This is a genomic window from Synechococcus sp. CS-1329 (genome assembly GCF_025128055.1).
Taxonomy (GTDB): Bacteria; Cyanobacteriota; Cyanobacteriia; order PCC-6307; family Cyanobiaceae; genus Regnicoccus_A.
On sequence record NZ_JAHLYS010000009.1, the window covers coordinates 1 to 22,498 of the forward strand.

Genomic DNA, 22,498 nt, shown 5'->3' on the forward strand with positions numbered 1-22,498 from the left:
AATGTCTTGCAGAGAGGCCAACGATGCCGAAATCGGGCAGTTTGCGGCTCTGATAGCCGCCGATCCGACTTTTTGAGCCGGAAATCCACTGATGCCTGTGGAAAACTGGCTCGTGGGCTCGTTTTTCAGCAAACTCCTAAGAGCAGAAGGATCTCGAAAGGCTCCGCGCCCAGGACCAGCGCGAGATCAAAGCTCTCAAAAAGGAGCTGCAGCGCAAGGAGAAGGCCTTGGCGGGGCCAGCTGGAACGAGGTGCAGGCGTAAGTCTTGATCGCTCGCCAGCGCCATGGGAGCGATTAGTAGGCCGCTGGCTTTCTTTGGAGATGTCTTTGGCTTGGCAAATAACGGCGGAGGCTGCCAACAAGACTTGACGAAATGCGGGTTAATGTGCAATAATGAAAAAATTGGACTGATAAGTCAAATTTTTAGTGGCCTTTTTTGCTGTTCGTTAGCTCATCCGCGCTGGACAGGCTGCTACGAAAAAAAGGGGGGGGGTGGATCGTTGGCGGGCCTGGTCAATCTTTAATTCATTGGCGGGAAACTCCGCACAAGCAGATGTTGTTGTGATGGACATGATCTGATTTTGGGCTCCAGTGAAGGTGTTGGCAGGCGCACTGGCCTGCTGAGCTCAGTTCAATGCTCAAACGGGTTTCAGGTCAAGTGGGAATCAATCGATCTCAAGCCATTGTTTTCAGGTGATCACAGTAGAAACATCCACTCCCCAAGGGCTCTACATCCTGCTCATCAGCGTGCATGGATTGATTCGCGGCCAGGATCTGGAGCTCGGCCGTGATGCCGACACTGGCGGTCAGACGAAGTATGTGGTGGAACTGGCCAAGGCTCTCGCCAGGCAGGAGGGTGTTGAGCGGGTGGATCTGGTCACTCGCCTGGTGGTGGATGATCACGTCAGTCCAGACTATGCCGTTCCGATCGAGAAGCTGGCCGAGAATCTTCAGATCGTTCGAATCAAGGCAGGCCCGAATGAGTATCTGCCCAAGGAGCAGTTCTGGCCCCACATGGACAGTTTCGCCGACCACCTTTCCACCTGGTTGGCTGAGCAGCCCCGGATGCCGGATGTCGTTCACACCCATTACGCCGATGCTGGCTATGTGGGCGTGCGGCTCTCGAATCTCACCGGTCTGCCACTGATCCATACGGGCCACTCCCTCGGTCGCGACAAATACCGCCGGTTACTCGCCGTGGGTATGGGTATTGATCAGATCGAGCAGCGCTATCACATGCAGGCACGGATTAGCGCCGAAGAAGATACTCTCAGTTGTGCTGAGCTGGTGATCACCAGCACGCGCAATGAAATCGAAAGCCAATACGAGCTATACGATTACTACACGCCCGAGAAGATGGCGGTGATTCCGCCGGGTACAGACCTCGAGCAATTTCACCCCCCTGTCCAGGGTCAGCCTTCCCTCGCTCTAGACTTTCAGGACACGCTAAGCCTGTTCCTGCGGCAGCCGGCCAAGCCGATGATCCTGGCCCTGTCTCGGCCCGATGAACGTAAGAACATCGTCTCGCTGCTGGAGGCCTATGGCCAGAGCAAGCCTCTTCAGGAGTTGGCCAACCTGGTGATCGTGGCTGGCAACCGTGACGACATCCGTGAGCTCAATGACGGGGCTCAGTCGGTCCTGACGGAACTGCTCTGGGTGATCGATTTCTTCAATCTTTATGGCCATGTGGCCCTGCCCAAGCACCACAGTTCCGAGCAGGTACCCGAGATTTACCGCCTGGCGGCGGCCTCCAGGGGAGTGTTCGTCAATCCTGCCCTCACCGAACCGTTCGGCCTCACCCTGCTGGAGGCCGCCGCCAGTGGCCTGCCGCTGGTGGCCACCGAGAATGGTGGTCCGGTTGATATCATCGGCAATTGCCAAAATGGCCTGCTGGTGGATCCCCTCAGCCGCCAGGACATCGCTGAGGCGATCCTCTCCATCCTGGAGAAGCCCAGGCGCTGGGATGAGTTCTCTGGCAACGGACTGAGCAACATCGCTCGCTTTTATTCCTGGGAGGCCCATGCCAAGGCCTATCTGGCGATGGTGCAGCCGGTGGTCTCGAAGCTGAAGCCACTGGCCCAGTCCCCGGCCACCCATCAATTCAGCCGCTACAGGAACCGGGCCCTGTTCTCCGCCCTCGACAACACCTTGATGGGTGACTCCGAAGCTCTGGAGCAATTCGCCAAGGTGGTGCGCACCCATCGCCGCCAGTTTCTCTTCGGAATCGCCACAGGTCGGCGGCTTGACTCCGTGTTGACCATTCTCAAGCGCAATAACATTCCCGCACCCGATGTGCTGATCACGAGCCTGGGAACGGAGATCTATTACACCTCTGAATTATTTGCCGATATCGCCTGGAGCCATCACATCGACCACTCCTGGACCCCTCAGGTGCTGCGACGGGTACTGGAATCCCTGCCGGGGTTGTCCCCCCAGTCCAAGAATGAACAGAGCCGCTTCAAGGTGTCGTATTACTACGATGCCGATCTGGCACCTCCCCTCGACGACATTCATGCCCTGCTGCGTCAGCAGGAACTCTCCGTGAATGCCACCCTCTCCTTCGGTCAATATCTGGACATTGTTCCGGCCCGAGCCTCCAAGGGGCAGGCCTTGCGCCATGTCGCCCACCAATACAACATCCCACTGGAGCGCACCCTGGTTACGGGTGGATCCGGCGGTGACGCCGACATGCTGAGGGGCAACACCCTGGGAGTGGTGGTGTCCAACAGGCACCAGGAGGAACTCTCCAACCTCAGTGAGAACGAGCAGGTTTACTTTGCCAATGGTGCCCATGCCTGGGGAATCCTTGAAGCGATCAGGCACTACGGCTTCTTCTGATCACCATGTCCTCCGCCACAGCGCCACTGCTGCTCTGCACAGATCTGGATCGCACCCTCCTGCCCAATGGTGAGGCGCCGGAGTCGCCCGGAGCGCGGGAGCGTTTCGCCGCGCTGGTGGCCCACCCTGAGATCACGCTGGCCTATGTCTCTGGTCGCCATCTGGAGCTGGTGGAGCAGGCGATCGAGCAGTTTGGGATCCCCAGGCCCGATTGGGTGATCAGTGATGTCGGTAGCCGCCTCTACCAGTGGCAGCCTCCGGGGCAGTGGCTGGAGTCGGCGGCCTGGCAGGCGGAGATCTCCCGCGACTGGCCCGGACTCAGCAGTGGCGACATCTCGGAGGTTTTGAGCAGCCTCGGAGGCCTCAGCCTGCAGGGGCAGGACCGCCAGAGCACCTACAAGCTCAGTTATGTCCTCCCCCTGGGCGTTGATCTGGCCAGCCTGCGTCAGGAGATGGAGGCCCGGCTCCAGCCGCTCAAAGCTCGCTCCAGCTGGATCTACAGCGTGGATGAACAAGCTCAGATCGGCCTTCTTGACATCCTGCCGGAGCGGGCCACCAAGCTGCACGCCGTTGAGTTTCTGATGCGGCAACAGGGCTTTGCTCCCACCAGCACGGTCTTCGCTGGAGACAGTGGCAATGATCTGCCGATTCTGGTGAGCTCTGTGCCCTCCGTTCTGGTGGCCAATGCCCACCCCGATGTGCTGCAGCAGGCCCAGGATGGTTCAAGGCAGGGGGGAACCAGCCAGCAGCTGTATCTGGCCAAGGGCGATTTTCTGGGAATGAATGGCCACTACAGCGCCGGCATTCTCGAAGGTCTTGTGCATTTCCATCCCGACACCAGAGCCTGGATCTCCTAGGGCCAGCCCCCCCCCGGGCACCCTGCTGAGCAAGCCTTCGGCTACCGCCCACCAGCGTGCTCTGATGGCCATAGCCTTGAAGCCTCGGTCGACTGATTGCAATCAGATCCAGTCCGGTTTCCATCAGATCCTTCCCACAATTCTTTTTCAGCAGCTTTGCCCACGACCCACTGGCGAGTTTCGTTGCAGCCCTTTTCAGCTGTTCCCTTGACCAGCCCTTTCTTCGCAGCCTTGTTCAGGCGTTCTTGGCTTATCAGTTTTCCCCTGGTCGTCTTGCTGTAACTGTCTTTCCCCCCACTCATTTCAGTCATCTTTTTCATCCTTCGACTTTAATCCGATGTACGAGCAGATCTCCCATTCCTTGCTGAACTCAATTCTGGATGAATTGAAGCCAGAGATCAAGCGCCAGAACCTTCGCTACTTCTATACACGTCTTGGCGCCAATTTCTACGCCATCCATTCCCTCTTTTCGACGCTCTACGGCGACCGTGACGACTTTCAGGCCCAGATGGTGCGACTGGTGGAGACCATGGCAGAGGGCTACATCTACCGATCAGAGGAATCTGAGCGGCTCGACATGAGCCGTGAGCAGGACCACAACTGGTTCCTCTCTCAAAAGTGGGTGGGTATGGCGCTCTACACCAATGGATTCGCCAATGACCTGGCTGATCTGACCACCAAGATCGGCTACTTCCAGGAACTCGGCGTGAACATGGTTCACATCATGCCGATTCTGAAGTGTCCGGTGGGTAGAAGTGATGGTGGATATGCCATCAGCAGCTTCCGGGAAATTGATAGCCGGGTCGGTGATCTCAATGACATTCAGCGTATTTCCGAGCAGTTCAGGAAGAACGGTATCCTGCTGGTGCTGGACATTGTCCTCAATCACACTTCCGACGAGCATGAATGGGCTCTCAAGGCCAAGGATGGAGATCTTCGCTATCAGAACTATTACCACACTTTCGAGGACCGCTCGGTTCCTGATGTGTTTGAACAGGGGATGCCCTGGGTATTCCCAGAGACCGACCCAGGTAATTTCACCTGGAATGAGGAGATGAAGCGCTGGGTGATGACGGTCTTTCACGACTACCAGTGGGATCTGAATTACCGCAACCCGGAAGTGTTCATTGAGATCCTTTCGATCGTGTTGTTCTGGGCCAACCAGGGTGTGGATGTGCTGCGCCTCGATGCGGTGGCCTTTCTCTGGAAGAAGATGGGCTCCACCTGTCAGAACGAGCGCAAGGCTCACCTGATCCTGCAACTCCTCAAGGACTGCTGCCAGGTCACGGCACCGGGCGTTCTCTTCATTGCCGAGGCGATCGTTGCTCCAGGCGAGATGGCGAAATATTTTGGCGAAGATGCGATTGTAGCGAAAGAATGTGAAATTGCCTACAACGCCACCTTGATGGCGCTTCTCTGGGATGGGATCGCCACGCGCAACACCAAGTTATTGCGGGAGGGCATCAAGAGCTTGCCCAGCAAGCTGGATCGTGCCACTTGGCTCACCTACGTGCGTTGCCACGATGACATCGGTTTTGGCTTTGATGACAAGGACATTGTGGCGGCGGGCTATGAACCCCATTCCCACCGCAAGTTCCTGATTGATTATTTCAGTGGCCAGTTCGATGGCACCGCCAGAGGGTTGGAATTCATGCGTAATGACTCCACGGGTGATGCCAGAATCTGTGGTTCTCTGGCTTCTTTGGCCGGGCTTGAGTCGGCTCTGGAGAAAGGTGATCAGGGCCTGATCGACCTGGCAATCAACAAGATTCTGCTGCTCAATAGCATCATTCTTTCGTTCGGTGGTATTCCGCTGATCTACAACGGTGATGCCCTCGGCATCCTCAATGACTACAGCTATATCGACGATCCCAGCAAGGACAATGACAGCCGCTGGGTGCACCGCGCCAAGATCGACTGGGAGAAGGCTGCCCTGCGCCAGCAGCGGGGCACGGTGGAGTGCAGGATCTTCACGGCGATGAAGCGGATGATTGCCATCCGCAAGGAAATCTCAGCCTTCGCTGACTTCAACAACAGAGAACTGCTGCACTCCGATAATGAGCACCTTCTCTGCTTCCTTCGCTACAACCACCTTCGGGCTTCCGAAAAGGTGTTCGTCATCGCCAACTTCGATGATCATCCCCAGCAGCTTGAGCTCGAGAGCTACAGCCGCTACGGCATCAATCCGCGAGCAAAATATATCGATCTCTACAGCGGTGTCAGGCCCTCCCAGTATGATGGCAGCATCGCCCTGCAGGGCGGCCAGTTCTACTGGCTGAGCGAGAGTTGAGCTGTTCAGAGGAGGCCAGCATGGTCTCTGATAACCCTTAATTCAGCAGGCGCACCACATCGCCCACGCGCATCTCGCCGGGCTGAATCACGCTCAGGCGGATTCCGGCCACCACGTTGTTGTGGCGTGCCGTGGCCCGCAGGATCTCCAGATCCTCCGGCAGCCCGCCTTGGCTGAGGGTGGTCACCACGCAGCGGGGGCAGCCATCGTTCACCTGCAGGCGCAGCGTTGGTCCCACCGCCAGGCTGCGGCCGATCCACGCCTCCTCCACGAAGCCGCTGGCGCCTGATTCCGGGCGGATCAACAGGTTGGGGCGGAAGCGCTCCACGGCGAAATCCAGCTCGGGCTCCAGCTGGCGCAGCCGCTCGAGGCTGGCGCTGCTGATGGCATGGATCGGGCAGGAATCGAAAAAGGTGCCGCTGGGCAGCACCAGTTCATTGACCACATCCTGAAAGTCTCTTTCCTGCACCGGCGGCCAGTACTGGTCGAGGCTGGCCCGCTCCGGCGCCTGATCCAGCAGGCTCACCCGGCGGCCGAGGCGCTGGCCGAGCCAACTGTTGACCTCTGGATCGCTGCTGAGCACCCTGGCGCGCTCCTGGCCCATGCCCTGCTCGGCTGGGGCTGTGATCGCCACGGCGCCAGGCCCCGCCTTTGGCCCCTCCGGCTCCAGGCACTGGGCCGTGAAGCCCAGCAGCTCCTTCCAGAGCCTTGGGTTCTTGGCGCTGGCCACCCGGCCCGTGGCATGGTCCCAGAGGGCGAAGGAGCGGTCGCCGAGGAGGCCTCCGGGCCCCACCGTGGCGGCCTGGAGGGGTTCGCCCAGCATCGATTTCACCGGGTAGCGCCAGAGGGCCTCCACCCGTCCCACCACCGCTCCAGCCGCTTGATCCGCCATCGATGCCATGGAATTCACTGCAGAGGGCATTTCAACCGCTGGTCCGGGCCGGCGCGGTTCAGGGCAGACGTCTTGTGCTGGGATCTTCCTTCAGCCGCGGCAGCAGCTGCACCAGATTGCACGGTTGGGTACTGCCATCGAGCTGGGCGCCGATCAGCCGGTCCCAGGCCGTTTCGACCGCATCGAGGGAGCCCGGCAGCACGAAGATGATCGTGCCGTTGGCCACTCCCGCCAGGCAGCGGCTCTGCAGGCTGCTGGTGCCGATGGTTTCAAAGGAGAGCACCCGGAACAGCTCCCCGAACCCCTCGATGGTTTTGTCCAGCAGGGGGGCCACCGCCTCCGGGGTGCCGTCGCGGCCGGTGAGGCCGGTGCCGCCGCTGCTGATCACCACCTGCACAGCCGGATCGGCAATCCAGTCGCTCAGCGCGGCGCGGATGGCGTAGCGGTTGTCGGGCACCAGCCGGCGCTGCTGGAGGCGATGGCCCGCGGCCTCCAGCCGTTGCTGCAGGGCATCGCCGGAGGGGTCAGTGCTGGAGGGATCGGCGCTGCGGCGATCCGACACCGTGAGCAGGGCGATGGCGAGGGACACCGGGGCTGGTTGTGGCTGGATCCTCTTTACAGGCGGATCGGCGCCAGCTGCTCCTTGCGCCAGTGCCCCGACACCTTCTCGCTCACCAGGGGCCGCAGCGTCAGCTTCAGGGGAGAGCCTGCCGCCGCCTCCACCCGCAGGGCTGTGAAGCGCCGCCGCAGCCTGGCGCCATGGCCGCTGCGGCCCACGAACAGCTCGGAGTGGGCCACGGGCCGCTCCTGTCCCGGTGGGCCCGCCAGCAGCGTTCCCCCCTGGGGCCGCTGGCGCCGCAGGCTGTAGCCGCCGCCGCCGCAGATCAGCCAGGGGATGTGGCTGTCGCCATGGCCGGTGTCGCCGCTGCGCATCAGCTCCAGGCAGTGGGCATGGCCGGTGAGCACCAGATTGAGCAGGGGCCGCTGCGGCGTGGGCGCGCCCACTTCGGCCGCCACCCGATCGAGCACCCTGCGCAGCTGACGGCGCACGGCCAGCGTCTGCGGCTCCCGCCACTTGGTGGCTTCGCTGGCGTAGGGCGGATGGTGCAGCACCAGGATCCGACCACGCACGGCCGGGTTGCGCCAGGAGGCCACCAGCCCCTTCAGGAGCCATTCTTTCTGGCGGAGATCGTCGTTGCCATCACCCTCGCCTGCTGCACCGTCCTGGTGGAGGGTGTTGGAGTCGAGGGCGAACACATCGACCCCGGCCCAGCGGAAGTGGTAGTAGCGGTTGGGCAGGCGGGTGAACTGCCCAGGGCGGTAGGCCAGGCATCGCTGCCCATCGAGCTCGCCGCGGTAGTGCCGATCCAGGTGCCCGGCCAACTCCTCCTCCGGCCGGAGCGCGAGTCCATCGAGGAAGGCCCGGGCGTAGGCCTCCCCCACCCGGGAGCCATGGCTGCCCACATCGAAGACCAGGCTCGGCCAGAGGCGGCGCAGGGGGTTCGAGAGCCCCGCCAGCAGCACCAGCGGCCGCGAGAGGTCGTAGTAGTCGTGGTTGCCCGGCACCGGCAGGAACGGCAGACGGAAGGTCATGGCGTCGAAGCGCAACCGCCGCCAGTGCTCGCCGCCCACCAGCCACTCCCGGTAGGGCCGGATGAAGTTGCGCGGGTATTGCTCACTGGAGCCCACCAGGTACACCACATCCCCGGTGTGGAGCACGAAGCCCACGTCCTGCTGGTGCTCGAACAGCAGCTCGGCCACCTGCCGCTGGGGGCTGCCGGCGCCGTAGCGCGACGAGCCGCTGTCGCCCATCACCAGAAAGCTGAAGGCGTCGGCGGCCGTCGGTGCGCCTTCGATCACCAGCCGGGTCTGGTCGATGCCCCGGCTGAGCAGCTCGCCATGGCCCCGCCGGATGCGCCGGTCCATCCGCTCGATCTTGGCGCTGATGCTTGCCTCCGAGGCCAGGGTCATCGCTGGACTCAGGCCACGGGAAGGGGGGTGAACACCGTCAGGGCCCCGCTCAGGCAGGTGATGCTGATCGGGTTGCCGGCCAGCAGCATTTCGCCGTCGATCACCAGGTTCTGGGGCGGATCGGTGCTGATGGTGATCGCCTGGGCCCGTAGGCAGAGCAGATCGGGCCGGTTGGTGGGCGAGCGCACCACCGCGGAGGCCACCAGCGAGGCGAAGGCATTCAGCCCCTGCAGCCGGTTGACGGGGGAGGCGATGGTGATCTCCAGCAGGCCGTCGTCGGGGATCACCTGGCCGAAGCCCTGGGCCAGCACCGAGGTGGCGGGCGCCACATTGGCCACCGTGATCGCTCCGCTCTGCAACTCGGTCACCTGGCCGTCGATGGTCAGCCTGGCCTGAAAGGGCTCCTGGCTGGCCAGTTGCTGGGCGCCGGCGAGCACATAGGCCAGGGGGCCGAGCATGGTCTTGAGCTCGCGGGTGGCCCGGTCCACCATGCCCGCTTCAAAGCCGATGCCCGCCAGCAGGATCATCGGCGTGTCATTGCAGCGGGCGGCGTCCACCACCCGGGTGTGGCCGGCGAGGATCGTGGCGCAGGCTCCCTCCAGATCGGCTGGGATCGCCAGGGCGCTGGCGAAGGCGTTGGCCGTCCCCCGTGGGATCACCCCCAGGGGGATGCCGCTGTGGATCACGGCCCCCGCCACCGCCGAGACCGTGCCATCGCCGCCGCTGGCCAGGATCAAGGCGCTGCCGCCGTGGGGCTCCGGCCGGGCCTGGATCAGGTCCACCAGCTCCCTGGCCTGATCGGCGGGGTCGCGATCCGGCCGGGTCATCACCACGTTCAGCAGCAGCTGTGGCTCCAGCAGGGAGCGGATCAGGGTCAGGTCCTGATTGGGGTCCCCCTGACCGGCCACCGGGTTGAAGATCAGATAGGCCAGCCGGCTGTGGCCCAGACCCCGCAGCGCCAGGGTGGCGGTGGCCTCATTGAGGGCCAGGGGGGTGCCGGCCAGGGCGCAGGCCCTCAGCAGCAGGCGCAGATCGGGGCTGGCCTCCGGCGCGGTGGCCGGATCCACGAAGAACAGCACGGCGCCCACGGATCCGGCCAGAATCCGCCCCGCCAGCTGGATGTCACCGCCGGCGGCCAGTGCCGCCAACGGGCTCACCACCAGGCTGCAGGCGTACGGATCCTCGGCCAGGGTCTGGGCCAGCTCCGCCGGGGCCAGCAGCGGGAATCCCTCCAGCAGCACCCGGTGCTGGTCGAGCCAGTTCAGCAGCCGTTCGTGGCCTTCCGCGCCGGCCAGCAGGGCAATGGCAGCGCTCATCCCTGGTTCACTCCTCCAGGGCCACCAGGTCGCGCAGCTGGCCGGGATCGAGGCCCCCGAGCCACTCCTCGCCGCTGCCCACGATGTCTTCCGCCAGGCGGGCCTTCTCGCGGATCATGCGGTCGATCTTCTCCTCCACCGAGCCGCTGGTGATGAACTTGTGCACCATCACCCGGTTGGTCTGACCGATGCGGTAGGCCCGGTCGGTGGCCTGGTTCTCCACCGCCGGATTCCACCAGCGGTCGATGTGGAACACGTGGCTGGCGCGGGTGAGATTGAGCCCCACACCGCCCGCCTTGAGCGAGAGCAGAAACAGCTGCGGCCCGCGGGGGTCGTCCTGGAAGCGATCCACCATCGCCTGCCTCTCCCCCTTGCTGGTGCTGCCATAGAGGAAGGGCACCTCCTGGTGGAAGCGCTGCTGCAGGTGGGCCTGCAACAGGTGGCCCCATTCGGCGAACTGGGTGAACAGCAGGGCCCGGTCGCCGGCCGCGATCACCTCCTCCACGATTTCCTCCAGCCGCTGCAACTTGGCCGAGCGGGCGCTGAAGCCGGCCCCCACCTCTCCTTCCTTGAGCATCAGGGCCGGGTGGTTGCAGACCTGCTTGAGCTTGGTGAGCAGCCCCAGCACCTGGCCGTGCTTCTGGCCCAGGGGAGCCCGGGCGATGGCATCGAGGGTTTCATCCACGGTGCGGCGATACAACTTCACCTGCTCGGCTGAGAGCCCCACCCATTCCTTCAGTTCCACCTTCTCGGGCAGGTCGGAGATGATCGAGCGGTCGGTCTTGAGGCGCCGCAGCAGGAACGGACCCACCCGGGCCTTGAGGTCGCGCACCGAGGCCATGTCGCCGTAGCGCTCGATCGGCAGGCGGTAGCGCTGGCGGAAGAACTCCTCCTCCCCCAGCACCTTGGGGTTGAGGAAGTCCATCAGGGCCCAGACCTCGCTCACCCTGTTCTCCACCGGGGTGCCGGTGAGGGCGATGCGGAAGCGGCTCTGCTTGAGCGGGCGCGCCAGATCCCGGGCCGCCTGCGACTGGCGGGCCGAGGAGTTCTTGATCGCCTGGGCCTCGTCGATCACCACCCCCTGCCAATCGAGGCTGGCCAGGAGCTCGCTGTCGCGCTGCAGCAGGCCGTAGCTGGTGAGCACCAGATCCACCCCCTCCAGTTTCTTGGCGAGGGCGGCGGGGGTGGAGGGCCGGCGGGGGCCGTAGTGCTCCACCACGCTCAGTTCCGGCGTGAAGGACTTCGCTTCGCGCAGCCAGTTGGTGAGCACCGAGGTGGGGGCCACCAGCAGCACGGGCCGCTTCAGTTCCTGCTCCGCCTTGAGGTGCTGCAGGAAGGCCAGCAGCTGGATCGTCTTGCCCAGACCCATGTCGTCGGCCAGGCAGGCCCCCTGATCGAAGCGGTGCAGGAAGGCCAGCCAGCCCAGGCCGCGTTCCTGGTAGGGCCGCAGCTGGCCGGCGAATCCTTCGGGGGCGGGCAGCGGATCGGGGGCCTTCTGCTGGTGGTACTGCTCCAGCACCGCCTTCAGCCTCGGACCGGCCGTAAAGCGGTGCACGGGCAGCCGCTGCAGGGTCTCGCCCTCGTTGCCGGTCAGCCGCAGGGCGTCATCGAGGCTGAGCACCGGATCGAGGGCGCAGAACTTCTCGGCGTTGCGCAGATCACCCGGACGCAGCTCGATCCAGGCCCCCTTGTGCTGCACCAGCGGGCTGCGCTTGCCCGCCAGCCGCTCCAGGTCCCGCAGGGTGAGCGTGACGCCGCCGATCATCAGCTCCCACTGCGACTGCAGGCTTTCACCGAGGCTGAAGCCCCGGGAGCGCTCGGGCAGATCGGCTTGGATCGACAGGCCCAGCCGGCTGGCGAGGCCGCCGCTGAGGCTGGGGGGCAGCACCACGCCCACGCCCACATCGCGCAGCTTCAGGGCGGCGGTGCGCACCAGCACGAAGGCTTCGGCCGGGGTGAGCTCCATCCGCTCAGGGGTGGCGGTATCGAGGCCCCGCTCGATCGGCTCAAACGCCTGCAGGGCCCGCCCGAGGCCCTCCAGCAGCAGTTCACCGGGCTGCTGCAGTTCGGTTTCACCCAGCTGCAGGCAGCCGGCCCCGGCGGCCCAGACCCCGGCGGCGGGCAGCAGCAGGCTGGGGTCGGCCTCGGCCTGGAGGCTGAAGCGCAGGGGCCAGAGGTCTTCGCCCTCGCCGGGGGTGTCGAGTTCGAGGCAGGCCCGCGCCGGCTCCACCCGGCCGGCCACCGCCTCGCGCCAGTGGTGGGTCGCCACCTGCAGACGCTCGCAGTCGTCGGCGTCGAGATCGAGGCGTCCATCGCCGGGGGCGAGGGCCCGTTGCCAGGCGGCCAGCAGCGGATTCAGCCCTTCCTCACTGGGGGTGAAGCCCGCCCGCATGCGCGCATCCACCAGGTGCGTGAGGATCGAGGCCAGCCGCCGCCGCCCGGATCCCGGCCGCCAGCAGGCCATCACCGCGCCGGGCTCCTCCTGGCCCGGCTCCAGGGCCGCCACCGCCACCTGGGGCAGCCGCGAGGCCAGATCCTCCAGGCGACGCCGGTCGTCTTCGCGGTTGAGCAGCGGCAGCCAGCGGGCGCGCCCCCCCTCCACCTGGGGCAGCAGCCGGCCGCGGGCCAGCAGGCTCAGCGACCAGCGCTGCAGATGACTCCACCAGCGCAGGTCGTCGGCCAGGTCGGGATGGTCGCCGGAGAGGGGCAGACGCCCCAGCCAGAGGGTGGCGGCGCCGGGCTCCAGCCACCAGCCCTCCACCCGCCAGGGCCACCACTCCACCGATTTCGGGATCGGCTCGCCCGCCTGCAGGGGCAGGCCGCTCCAATGGCCGCTGTCGATTTTCTTCTTGCCTCTGGCCCCCTGGCGGCGGCTGGGCAGGCAGAGGGTGGCGCTGGCCGGACGGAAATCTTCGGTCCAGAGGTCAGCCTCCTCCAGCCAGGCGCCCAGGTCGTCCTGGTCGAGGCTGAGGGGATGCAGGGGTGCCTCCGCGGCCGGCGTCTGGGGCTCCGCCACCCGCCAGGTGTCGGCCCAGAGCAGCAGGCCCGGCCGGTAGCCGCCCCCCAGGGAGGGCACGGCGGCCGTGTCGGCCGACAGCCAGGTGGCGTGCAGCAGGCTCATGGCCGCTGGGCCCGCTCAGAGCAGGGGTGGCGTCGCATCGTGAACACCGGCAGCAACCACGAACGTTGACCACGGACATCGCTTCGGCTCGCATGAGCGGAGCGACTCCCACCAGCACTCTGCCGGATGGAGCGCCCCAGGCCGTGGCTAGGGCCTCAGGGATGGCAGCCAGCGCTGCAGGGCCTGGAGCACCAGGGCACTGCCCGCCAGCGGCAGCCAGAGCGGCAGCCACACCAGCAGCAGTTCCAGCGCCAGCCCCGGCAGCAGTCGCAGCCCCCCCTGGCTCAGGAGCTGCGCCGCCGCCGGCAGCTCGGGGCTGGTGCCCAGGCTGCGGATGCCGCAGACCGCCCCCACCAGGCCCGCCTGCAGGTGGCTGTCGTCGGGATCAACCCGCTGCAGGTGAAAGGCCAGCAGGCCATAAAAAAAGCCGCAACCTCCCGCCCGCAGTGCCGGCCTCAGCCCCAGCACCAGGGCCAGGGCCAGGGCGGTGACGCCCGCCAGCAGCGCCCAGGCGATCGACTGCAGCCGCAGCTGGGCGCGGTGATCAGTTGGGGCCGTCAGGGCGGGCACGGGGACAGCTGGAATCGGTTGGGGCCTGTGCTGGGCGATCATGCCCTCTCCAGGGTTGATTTGCCGCGTCCGGCCATGGCTGCCACCACCTCCAGCCGCTCCGAGCGGCGCCCCCGCCCCCACAGCGGCGCCGAGATCCGCGAGGCCTTCCTGGCCTTCTACGAAGCCCGGGGACACCGGCGCATGGCCAGCGCCTCCCTGGTGCCCGACGACCCCACGGTGCTGCTCACCATCGCCGGCATGCTGCCCTTCAAGCCGGTGTTTCTGGGTCAGGCGGAGCCGCCGGCAGCGCGGGCCACCAGCAGCCAGAAGTGCATCCGCACCAATGACATCGAGAACGTGGGCCGCACGGCCCGGCACCACACGTTCTTCGAGATGCTCGGCAACTTCTCCTTCGGCGATTACTTCAAGACCGAGGCGATGACCTGGGCCTGGGAACTCACTACCACGGTCTTCGGCCTGGATCCGAAGCACCTGGTGGTGAGTGTCTTCCGCGACGACGACGAGGCGGCGGCGATCTGGCGCGACACGGTGGGGGTCGATCCGCGGCGGATCGTGCGCCTCGGCGAGGCCGACAACTTCTGGGTGTCGGGCCCCACCGGCCCCTGCGGCCCCTGCTCGGAGATCTACTACGACTTCAGCCCCGAGCTGGGCGATGGCGACGGGCCCCTCGATCTGGAGGACGACAGCCGCTTCATCGAGTTCTACAACCTGGTGTTCATGCAGTTCAACCGCGACGCCGAGGGCCACCTCACGCCGCTGGAGAAACAGAACATCGACACGGGGCTGGGCCTGGAACGCATGGCCCAGATCCTGCAGGGGGTGCCGAACAACTACGAAACCGACCTCATCTATCCCCTGATCGAAACAGCCGCCACCCTGGCGGGGGTCAACTACCGACAGCTCGACGCCCGCGGCCAGACCTCCCTGAAGGTGATCGGCGACCACAGCCGCGCCATCACCCAGCTGATCGCTGATGGGGTGACCGCCTCGAATCTCGGCCGGGGTTACATCTTGCGCCGCCTGCTGCGGCGGGTGGTGCGTCATGGACGCCTGTTGGGCATCACCACCCCCTTCCTCACGGCGATGGGAGAGGCGGCGATCGCCCTGATGGAGGAGGCCTATCCCCAGCTGGTGGAGCGGCGCGAGGCGATCATGGCCGAGCTGGCCCGGGAGGAGGCCAGGTTCCTGGAAACCCTTGAGCGCGGCGAGAAGTTGCTGGCGGATGTGCTCTCCACTGGCCCGAGCCAGATCAGCGGTGAGCAGGCCTTCGAGCTCTACGACACCTACGGCTTCCCGCTGGAGCTCACCGAGGAGATCGCCGAGGAGCACGGGCTGGCGGTGGATCTGGCGGGATTCGAGCGGGCGATGGAGGCTCAGCGCCAGCGGGCCAAGGCCGCGGCCGTGCGCCTGGACCTCACCCTGCAGGGGGCGATCGAGGCCATGGCCGAGCAGCTGCCGGCCACTGAGTTCCGCGGTTATGAGGCCCTGGAGCACCCCAGCCAGGTGATGGCCCTGGTGGTGAACGGCGAGCCGTCCCAGGGCGCCCGGGCGGGGGATGCGGTTCAGATCGTGCTCGATTCCACGCCGTTCTATGGCGAATCCGGCGGCCAGATCGGTGATCGCGGTGTGCTGGCGGGGGGTGCCCCTGGGGCTGGGGCCGAAGCCGGCGTGATCGTGCGCATCGAGGCGGTCAGCCTTCAGCGCAAGCTGATCGTTCACCACGGCCGGATCGAGCGGGGCGAGCTAGCCCTCGGCGACACCGTCACCGCCCGGGTCGACCGCAGCTGCCGCCGCCGGGTCCAGGCCCACCACACCGCCACCCATCTGCTGCAGGCGGCCCTGAAGCAACTGGTGGATCCCTCGATCGCCCAGGCCGGCTCCCTGGTGGATTTCGAGCGGCTGCGCTTCGATTTCCACAGCCCCCGCGCCATCAGCCCCGACGACCTCGAGCGGATCGAAGAGCGCATCAACGGCTGGATCGCCGACGCCCATGCCCTTGAGGTGCGCGAGATGGAGCTGGAGCGGGCCCGCTCCGCCGGGGCCGTGGCCATGTTCGGCGAAAAATACGCCGACACCGTGCGGGTGGTGGATGTGCCTGGCGTGTCGATGGAGCTCTGCGGCGGCACCCATGTGGCCAACACCGCCGAGATCGGCCTGTTCCGGATCGTCAGTGAGAGCGGCGTGGCTGCCGGTATCCGCCGCATTGAGGCGGTGGCCGGTCCGGCGGTGCTCGACTACCTCAAGGAGCGCGACAGCGTGGTGCGGGCCCTGGGGGATCGCTTCAAGGTTCAGCCCGGCGAGATCCTCGAGCGGGTGGGCAGCCTCCAGGACGAGCTCAGGGCCAGCACCAGAGCGCTGGTGGCGGCCCGCTCCGAGCTGGCCCTGGCGCGGGCTTCGGCCCTGGCTGCCGGTGCCCGGGAGGTGGGGGCGTTCCGGGTGCTGGTGGCGCGGCTTGATGGGGTGGAGGGTGCCGCCCTGCAGACGGCCGCCCAGCAGCTCCAGCAGGGTCTGGGCTCGGCCGCTGCGGTGGTGCTGGGGGGGCTGCCCGCCCCTGAGGAGCCAGCCAAGCTGGTGCTGGCGGCGGCCTTCGGCGCCGAGGTGATCGCCGCTGGGCCGAAGGCCGGCAGCTTCATCGGTGCGGTGGCCAAGCGCTGCGGCGGCGGCGGCGGCGGTCGCCCCCAGCTGGCCCAGGCTGGCGGGCGTGATGCCGCGGCCCTTGATCCAGCCCTGGAGCAGGCCCGCGCCGACCTGATCGACTCCTTGTCGTGATTGGGCATGATCGGGGTTCATGTAGCCCCAGCTACAGACCAACTGCCTGGCTGGGGATATGGATCAGGGCCGTCCAGTCGTTCATGCCCCGCTGGATCCTGATCACATGATTGATACTCCCAGCAGCACCGCCGATGTTATTGAGGGGCTGCTTGCGGACCTTCATCGTCGCTATTCCCTGCTGGAGGATGGGGCTCCTGCTGACTACATCCCGGAGCTGGCCAAGGCGAATCCCTCGGATTTTGGCATCTCGATCACCACGGTGGATGGGCGCGTCTATGAGGTGGGCGATACCCGCAAACCATTCACGATCCAGTCGATCTCCAAGCCGTTCGCCTATGGTCTCGCCCTGAAGTTGTTCTCGGGCGAGTACCTGGCCACGAAGGTTGGGGTGGAGCCCTCTGGAGATGCCTTCAACGCCATCAGCCTCGATCAGAAGACGGGCCGTCCCCGCAATCCGATGATCAACGCGGGGGCGATCGCCACCACAGCGCAGATCTGGAACCACGACCCACATCAGGCTGAAGCCCTGATGCTCGACTTCTTCAGCGAACTGGCCGGGCGGCGCCTCAGCATCGACCAGGCGGTGTTCCAGTCCGAGCGTGCCACCGGCCACCGCAACCGAGCGATCGGTCACCTGCTACGCAATTTCGGAATCATCGAGGATGATCCGGAAGAGTCCCTTGACCTCTATTTCAAGCAGTGCTCGATCACCGTTACCTGCCACGATCTGGCGGTGATGGCCGCCACCCTGGCATGCCAGGGTCACAACCCCTTCACCGGCGCCCGGCCACTCACCCCCGAGATCACCGTGCGCATGCTGGCCCTGATGGCCACTTGCGGCACCTACGACTTTGCCGGTCAGTGGCTCTACGACGTAGGCATGCCGGCCAAGAGTGGCGTGGGTGGCGGCGTGCTGGCGGTGGTGCCCGGCCGGCTCGGCCTCGCCACCTATTCACCTCCGCTCGACGCGCTGGGCAACAGTGTGCGCGGCATTGCGGTCTGCAATGAGCTTTCCGACCGCCTCGCCCTCAGTCTCTTCAACCAATATCCCCAGACCAGTTCCACGATCCGGCGCTCTTACAAAGGCTCCCAGCGCCAGTCTCGGCGTTGGCGTGCGGCGGATCAATCCAAGTTGCTGCAGGAGCGGCGTGATGCGGTCCGGATCGTGCATACCCAAGGGGTGCTCGATTTCGCCGCGACCGAGAGGCTGCTCTCCGAGCTCAGCGAGATCATGTCTGATGCCTGGATCCTGGTGCTGGATGTGGCCCATGTCACGGAACTTCCGGAGGAATCCAGGGGGCTGTTCCTCAATGAGCTCACGTCTCTGCGGCGCCGGGGAGTGATCGTGCTGATGGCCCGGGGCCGCCATCTCAGCCTGCCCCGCACACTCTCCGTGGCCGGGGGAGAGGAGGAGATGCCCCAGTTCGACCATCTCGATCAGGCCCTGGAATGCGCCGAAGATCTGCTGCTGGAATCAACCAAAGACGAGGATCCGGATCCTCCCTTCAGTACGGAGATCGATCAGACGCTCGGCTTTCTGGGCATGTTGCAACCCACCCACCGCCAGACCCTGGCCGATCTGATGCAATCCCGCAACTTTGCCAGAGGGGAGCATGTGGTCAAGAAGGGCGATTCGGGCCATGAGCTTTTTCTGGTGCGGGAGGGTCGTTTCACCATCACCGTCGAACTGCGCGGCAGTGACGGGCATACCTATGCCTCCCGCCTGGCCACCTTCGAACCCGGGATGTGCTTCGGGGAGATTGCCTTCCTCTCCGGCACACCCCGAACTGCCAACGTGACAGCGGATCTCGACGGCAGCTGCTGGGTGCTGGAGCGCCACGATTTCGATAGCCTGCGCCAGTGGGAGCCCGATGCCGTCACGGACCTGTTGTTGGCCCTCTCCCGTGATCTGGGGACCAAGCTCGCCCTCACCAGCTATCAACTCGCCTTGATGGAACATCTGTGAAGCCGTTGTGCCCAATGACCTCCCGAGCGCTGATCTGGCAGCGTCGCTACGGGTTTGTACAACGTCAGCTGAGGTCGTTGTTTCCGTTGTTGCCCGGGCTCCCTTGCTGAGAGTTCAGATTGCCGAGAATTCAGGCGAGGGTTAGAGTGTGAGCGTTTCGAACAATTGTTTCATGCGTTTGAGCAGCTGATTCTCGTTTTGCTTCACCTTCTCCCTCTCCATTCCCTCCAGTTCGCCCCGACGCTTGCTCACTAGGTGGGCAAGTCGGTCCATCAGCGGTGGGTTGTCCAGCAGCAACGGACCCAGGCTGGGGCGTGACACCTCCAGCAGGACGCATTCCTCCAGGGCCCGGACGGTGGCACTGCGATTGCTGTCCGTGAGCATTGACATTTCCCCGAAGATATCTCCCTGCTTCAGGCAGGCCACCTGGAACGGTTCGCTGCCTTCCTGGTCCTTGAGCACTTGGACGAGCCCCTGTACCACCTGAAACAGGGAGTCGCCGCGGTTGCCCTCAAGCACCACCACTTCCCCAGGGGCGAAGCGCAGACAGCGGCTGGTCGTGGCCAGTTGCAGCATCTCCTCCTCGCTGAGGTCGCCGAAGAGGGGGTTGCGGCTGAGCAGGTCGCGACGCTCCTGCAGGCCGCGCTGCTCGGGGTGTCCGGAGTCGAGGATGGTCCGCTTCGGCCGCAACTCCCGCACCGGATAGGGCACGCTCTGGCCTGCTCGCTCCAGGGTGAACCAGATCTGCTCAAGCAGTTCACTGCGCAGGTCGAGGAGGTCGCCCAGGTTCCCTGGCTGCTGGAAGGCCAGGAGGTCGTAGGTGATGGCACTATCAGCAAAATCCAGCACCCGCACGGCTGGTGAGGGGTCCTTGAGCACACGGGGATGTTTCTCCAGAACATCCAGGAGTAACTGCTTGGCCTTGGAGGGGGGCAGAGAGTAATCGAGCCCCAGATTGAAGCGGTTGCCCATGGCTCCAAAGGACACGTAATTGCGCACCACCACTTCGGTGACCTTGGTGTTCGGCACCACCACCAGGGCACCCGTGAGGTCACGCAGGCAGGTGTCACGCCAGTTGATAGACACCACCACCCCCAAGGTCCCATCGCCCAGGTCGAGAAAGTCCCCCACAGAAAAGACATCATCGAACTGGAGTTCAAGGCCGGCGAAGAGGTCCTTGAGGGGCTCCTGAGCCGCTAGGCCTACCATCGCTGTGAGTACGGCCGAGGTGGTGAGCAGGCTCACCAGATTAAAGCGTGCTTGCTCCTGGACCACGATCACTGTGGCCACGGTGCCACCACCCAGGATCAACAACTGCATTAAAATGTCGGGCGGTTGTTTCCTCAGTCCCAGCGCAGCTGGCATCTCCAGGAATCCCCAGAGGGCCATGCGGATGCCCAGGTAGCTGAACATCAACTCGTCGATGGTGGAGATCCAGGCCCGGTAATGGGCGGGCATGAGGATGAGGGGGAGCGTGCGCACCACCGCCGAGCTCAGGATCGTCAGGGTCGCCAGCTGGAGTGGCAACTTCGGCAGGCGCAGCCGCCTGATCAGGAGCTGCAGAGGCAGCAGCAGGACCATCAAGACGATGGCGGTGAGCCAAACCTCCAGCAAGGGCATTCGTGGGTTCAGCAGTCAAACAACGCCAGCCACCCAGTCCATGACCCGGTCAGCCTGGAACGCAGGATAGATGTAAAAAGCAGAGCTGTTCTGATCACGCCAACTCCTGCCAGGCTTGGACCGTTCCCCTCCCCTATGCCATCGAGAGCCCATGGTTTGTCTCGTTCGCCCGATGGGGGCGCTGCCCCTTGTCCTGATCCTGCTGCAGCTGGCCCCGCCGGCTGCAGCTCAGAACGTGCAGCTGCGCTGCGATGGCACTCTGCTCGAGGCACGCGGCAGTGCCGAGCAAAAGCGCACGATCGACGTGCTCAAGGTGTCCTTGGCGCTCTCAGCGGAGGCGCCCACGGCCGACGCGGCCCTGGGCGAGCTTCAGCAGCGCCTGGCCGCGGTGCGCCAGGCGCTGCAGCGCCTGCAGGTCAAGGAGCTGGCGGTGAGTTCGCCATCCAGCTGGCAGCGGCCCGTGAGCCCGAATCGTCCGGCGGCGTTGGAGGCCAATCTTCAGGTGAACGGTGAGCTGCAGCCCTCCCAGCTGCAGGGCCTGATCCGCCAGGTGGGAAGCCTGCCCGGGGTCCGTCTGGCTCCTGTGTCCACGGAGGCGGACCCTGCTGCTGATCTGGCCGTGCGAGGCCAGCTGCTGCGGGGCGCCTATCAGGATGCACTCGGCCAGGCCCGCGCCATCGCCGAGGTGATCGGCCTGCGGGCCCTCAGCCCCCTGGAGGTCCAGATCGAGGGGGGAATGCGGCCGAGGCTGCTACGCACGGCGATGGCCGACGAGGCCGCCCCCTTCGATCCGGCCGAACTGGCTGCCCCCACCGACCGCTTGGGACTGCTGGTTCGGTTCTGTGCCAGCTGAACCGGCATAATCAGTACTTCTACGCAGGGCTGCAAGGGTGCTGGCGGCTGGGCAGACCCTTTCGGGGCTGGAACTTTTTTTGTTGCTGGCCATGGGCCACTTCGTGGGAGATTTCGGCCTGCAGAGCGATCGAATGGCTGTCGAGAAATGCCCCGGCCGCGACGTGACCCTGCCCTGGCAGTGGTGGCTGGCTGCCCATGCCGGCATCCACGGATTTTTGGTGGCGCTGCTCACGGGCGTGGTCTGGCTGGGGCTGGCCGAGTGGATCCTCCATGCCCTGATCGACAGCGGCAAATGCCGAGGGAGCTACGGACTGCGCGTGGATCAGGCCCTGCATCTGGGCTGCAAGGGCCTCTGGGTGGCCCTGGCCTTTGGATTTCCCGGTGGGGCGTGATAAGCGGCCGAACGAGGGGGATCAAACCGGCGGCCTAAGCCCTGCTCTTGCCCAGCTCCACCAGCCGGTCGCTTGCCAGGCTCAGGCAGTAATCGAGCGGCCGGATGGCGTTGGCGATGGCCGCCATCTGGGCCGTGTCGCCCCGGTAGGCCGCAGCGATGCCGTCGAGGAGGAGGCCGATCACCATGTTGCTGGACTTACAACGCTGGCTTACCAGAGAGAGCATCTCCATGGCCAGGTCGACGTCGAAGAGCAGGGTTTTGAGGAAGTTGTCGCCGCTGACTTCGACCAGCTCGGCCGGTCCCTCCACCACCCGCACATCGGCGGAATGGCTGCCGGTGCCGAACAGTCCCATCTCACCCAGCAGTTCTTCGGCTTCGACCACCGCCAGGGTGTGGGGCTTGAGCTCGAGCAGGCGGATCTGGATCGCCACCTTGCCGCTGGTGAGCAGCATCAGGCTGGTGGCGGGATCTCCCTGATGCATCAGCAGTTCTCCCTGGCTGGCATGGCGCTTGACCGGGGCCAGATCGGCGTGGTGGATCTTCAGCAGCAACTTGATGCGCTCGCGCAGGATTTTCAGCTGGGGTTCATCTCCCCACATGGCATTGGCTCCAATCAGGTCTGCAGGTAGGTGGTCTGGCGGAGGCTGCCTTCCAGGTGGGGCATCAACCGCTGGGCATCGCGGATCGGCAGGACGCCGCTGCTGATGGCCGCCTCCCTGGCCACCCGCAGGCGCTCGAGCAGCTGGTCGGGTTCGTGTTCCATCGCTTCAAGGATCTCGGCATTGGTGTTGCCCCTCACCACATGCTCCACCCGATAGCGGCCATTGGCACCTAGACGGATATCGACTGCATTGTTTCTGCCGACGAGGTCGTGGAGTTTGCCCATCACGTCCTGATAAGCGCCGCCGAGAAAGTGACGGTGTGCTGGCGTTCCTGCATTTCCCCCAGGAGCACGGGCGAAGGATCTGGAGCGCCAACCCACTCGAGCGGCTGAACAAGGAAATTGTGCGATTGTGAAGGTGGTGATTTAGCG

15 protein-coding genes and 2 pseudogenes are annotated in these 22,498 nt (G+C 65.1%); 8 read left to right on the forward strand and 9 right to left on the reverse strand.

The window, feature by feature from the left end; genetic code table 11:
- Positions 1-693: 693 nt before the first annotated feature.
- The 3 genes from KQ304_RS01305 (at position 694) to KQ304_RS01315 (ending at position 5,985) form a co-directional block, all read left to right on the forward strand.
- Positions 694-2,838, forward strand: coding sequence for an HAD-IIB family hydrolase (locus tag KQ304_RS01305; protein WP_259735328.1), 2,145 nt, complete (start codon positions 694-696; stop codon positions 2,836-2,838).
- 5 nt (positions 2,839-2,843) lie between these two features.
- Entirely contained in the window at positions 2,844-3,695 is an 852-nt protein-coding gene (locus KQ304_RS01310; protein ID WP_259735329.1) for an HAD-IIB family hydrolase, read from the forward strand.
- Positions 3,696-4,032: 337 nt separating this feature from the next.
- Positions 4,033-5,985: an amylosucrase gene (locus KQ304_RS01315; RefSeq protein WP_259735330.1), complete on the forward strand. Its 1,953-nt coding sequence runs from the start codon at positions 4,033-4,035 to the stop codon at positions 5,983-5,985.
- Between the two features lie 37 nt (positions 5,986-6,022).
- Here the strand turns inward: KQ304_RS01315 and KQ304_RS01320 are convergent, their stop codons facing one another.
- From KQ304_RS01320 to KQ304_RS01345, 6 genes are all read right to left on the reverse strand, one after another.
- On the reverse strand, positions 6,023-6,877 hold the full coding sequence (locus KQ304_RS01320; protein ID WP_259735331.1) for an MOSC domain-containing protein: 855 nt from the start codon (positions 6,875-6,877) through the stop codon (positions 6,023-6,025).
- Between the two features lie 58 nt (positions 6,878-6,935).
- Positions 6,936-7,466 carry a molybdenum cofactor biosynthesis protein B gene (moaB, locus tag KQ304_RS01325; protein ID WP_259735332.1) on the reverse strand — a complete coding sequence of 177 codons (531 nt, stop codon included), beginning with the start codon at positions 7,464-7,466 and terminating at the stop codon, positions 6,936-6,938.
- A gap of 26 nt (positions 7,467-7,492) precedes the next feature.
- Positions 7,493-8,848 (reverse strand): metallophosphoesterase, encoded by a 1,356-nt coding sequence (locus KQ304_RS01330; protein WP_259735333.1) that lies wholly within the window; start codon positions 8,846-8,848, stop codon positions 7,493-7,495.
- An 8-nt stretch (positions 8,849-8,856) separates the two neighbouring features.
- Positions 8,857-10,164 (reverse strand): diacylglycerol kinase family protein, encoded by a 1,308-nt coding sequence (locus tag KQ304_RS01335; protein ID WP_259735334.1) that lies wholly within the window; start codon positions 10,162-10,164, stop codon positions 8,857-8,859.
- Between the two features lie 7 nt (positions 10,165-10,171).
- A complete protein-coding gene (locus KQ304_RS01340; protein WP_259735335.1) occupies positions 10,172-13,285 on the reverse strand; it encodes a DEAD/DEAH box helicase in 3,114 nt (1,037 codons plus the stop codon).
- A 147-nt stretch (positions 13,286-13,432) separates the two neighbouring features.
- Positions 13,433-13,897: a hypothetical protein gene (locus KQ304_RS01345; protein WP_259735336.1), complete on the reverse strand. Its 465-nt coding sequence runs from the start codon at positions 13,895-13,897 to the stop codon at positions 13,433-13,435.
- A 33-nt stretch (positions 13,898-13,930) separates the two neighbouring features.
- Between KQ304_RS01345 and alaS the strand changes: the two genes are divergently transcribed.
- A complete protein-coding gene (gene alaS / locus KQ304_RS01350) occupies positions 13,931-16,627 on the forward strand; it encodes an alanine--tRNA ligase (protein ID WP_259735337.1) in 2,697 nt (898 codons plus the stop codon).
- A 106-nt stretch (positions 16,628-16,733) separates the two neighbouring features.
- A complete protein-coding gene (gene glsA, locus KQ304_RS01355) occupies positions 16,734-18,596 on the forward strand; it encodes a glutaminase A (RefSeq protein WP_259735338.1) in 1,863 nt (620 codons plus the stop codon).
- A gap of 141 nt (positions 18,597-18,737) precedes the next feature.
- On the opposite strand, the gene KQ304_RS01360 is transcribed toward glsA, so the two are convergent.
- On the reverse strand, positions 18,738-20,216 hold the full coding sequence (locus KQ304_RS01360; RefSeq protein ID WP_259735339.1) for a mechanosensitive ion channel family protein: 1,479 nt from the start codon (positions 20,214-20,216) through the stop codon (positions 18,738-18,740).
- A 172-nt stretch (positions 20,217-20,388) separates the two neighbouring features.
- Between KQ304_RS01360 and KQ304_RS01365 the strand changes: the two genes are divergently transcribed.
- Positions 20,389-21,069, forward strand: a complete 681-nt coding sequence (locus tag KQ304_RS01365) for an SIMPL domain-containing protein (RefSeq protein ID WP_259735340.1) — start codon at positions 20,389-20,391, stop codon at positions 21,067-21,069.
- Between the two features lie 37 nt (positions 21,070-21,106).
- Complete coding sequence (locus tag KQ304_RS01370) at positions 21,107-21,463, forward strand: DUF3307 domain-containing protein (RefSeq protein ID WP_311133875.1); 357 nt, start codon at positions 21,107-21,109, stop codon at positions 21,461-21,463.
- Between the two features lie 34 nt (positions 21,464-21,497).
- Here the strand turns inward: KQ304_RS01370 and KQ304_RS01375 are convergent, their stop codons facing one another.
- Together KQ304_RS01375 and KQ304_RS01380 are read right to left on the reverse strand one after the other, a co-directional pair.
- Positions 21,498-22,064 carry a cyclic nucleotide-binding domain-containing protein gene (locus tag KQ304_RS01375; protein ID WP_259735342.1) on the reverse strand — a complete coding sequence of 189 codons (567 nt, stop codon included), beginning with the start codon at positions 22,062-22,064 and terminating at the stop codon, positions 21,498-21,500.
- Positions 22,065-22,078: 14 nt separating this feature from the next.
- Positions 22,079-22,378: pseudogene (locus tag KQ304_RS01380) on the reverse strand (arginine decarboxylase); the annotation flags it as partial.
- Here KQ304_RS01380 and KQ304_RS01385 point away from each other — a divergent pair.
- Positions 22,378-22,476 (forward strand): annotated as a pseudogene (locus KQ304_RS01385) (transposase); the annotation flags it as partial. The pseudogenes KQ304_RS01380 and KQ304_RS01385 sit on opposite strands and share 1 nt — an antisense overlap.
- Positions 22,477-22,498 lie beyond the last annotated feature (22 nt).

Bases quoted from the DNA above. Each gene is read 5' to 3' on its own strand.
- KQ304_RS01315 (WP_259735330.1), top strand. From the start codon at position 4,033: ATGTACGAGCAGATCTCCCATTCCTTGCTGAACTCAATTCTGGATGAA.
- alaS (WP_259735337.1), top strand. From the start codon at position 13,931: ATGGCTGCCACCACCTCCAGCCGCTCCGAGCGGCGCCCCCGCCCCCAC.
- glsA (WP_259735338.1), top strand. From the start codon at position 16,734: ATGATTGATACTCCCAGCAGCACCGCCGATGTTATTGAGGGGCTGCTT.
- KQ304_RS01340 (WP_259735335.1), bottom strand. From the start codon at position 13,285: ATGAGCCTGCTGCACGCCACCTGGCTGTCGGCCGACACGGCCGCCGTG.
- KQ304_RS01310 (WP_259735329.1), top strand. From the start codon at position 2,844: ATGTCCTCCGCCACAGCGCCACTGCTGCTCTGCACAGATCTGGATCGC.
- KQ304_RS01345 (WP_259735336.1), bottom strand. From the start codon at position 13,897: ATGATCGCCCAGCACAGGCCCCAACCGATTCCAGCTGTCCCCGTGCCC.
- KQ304_RS01320 (WP_259735331.1), bottom strand. From the start codon at position 6,877: ATGGCGGATCAAGCGGCTGGAGCGGTGGTGGGACGGGTGGAGGCCCTC.
- KQ304_RS01375 (WP_259735342.1), bottom strand. From the start codon at position 22,064: ATGTGGGGAGATGAACCCCAGCTGAAAATCCTGCGCGAGCGCATCAAG.
- KQ304_RS01360 (WP_259735339.1), bottom strand. From the start codon at position 20,216: ATGCCCTTGCTGGAGGTTTGGCTCACCGCCATCGTCTTGATGGTCCTG.
- KQ304_RS01335 (WP_259735334.1), bottom strand. From the start codon at position 10,164: ATGAGCGCTGCCATTGCCCTGCTGGCCGGCGCGGAAGGCCACGAACGG.
- KQ304_RS01330 (WP_259735333.1), bottom strand. From the start codon at position 8,848: ATGACCCTGGCCTCGGAGGCAAGCATCAGCGCCAAGATCGAGCGGATG.
- KQ304_RS01365 (WP_259735340.1), top strand. From the start codon at position 20,389: ATGGGGGCGCTGCCCCTTGTCCTGATCCTGCTGCAGCTGGCCCCGCCG.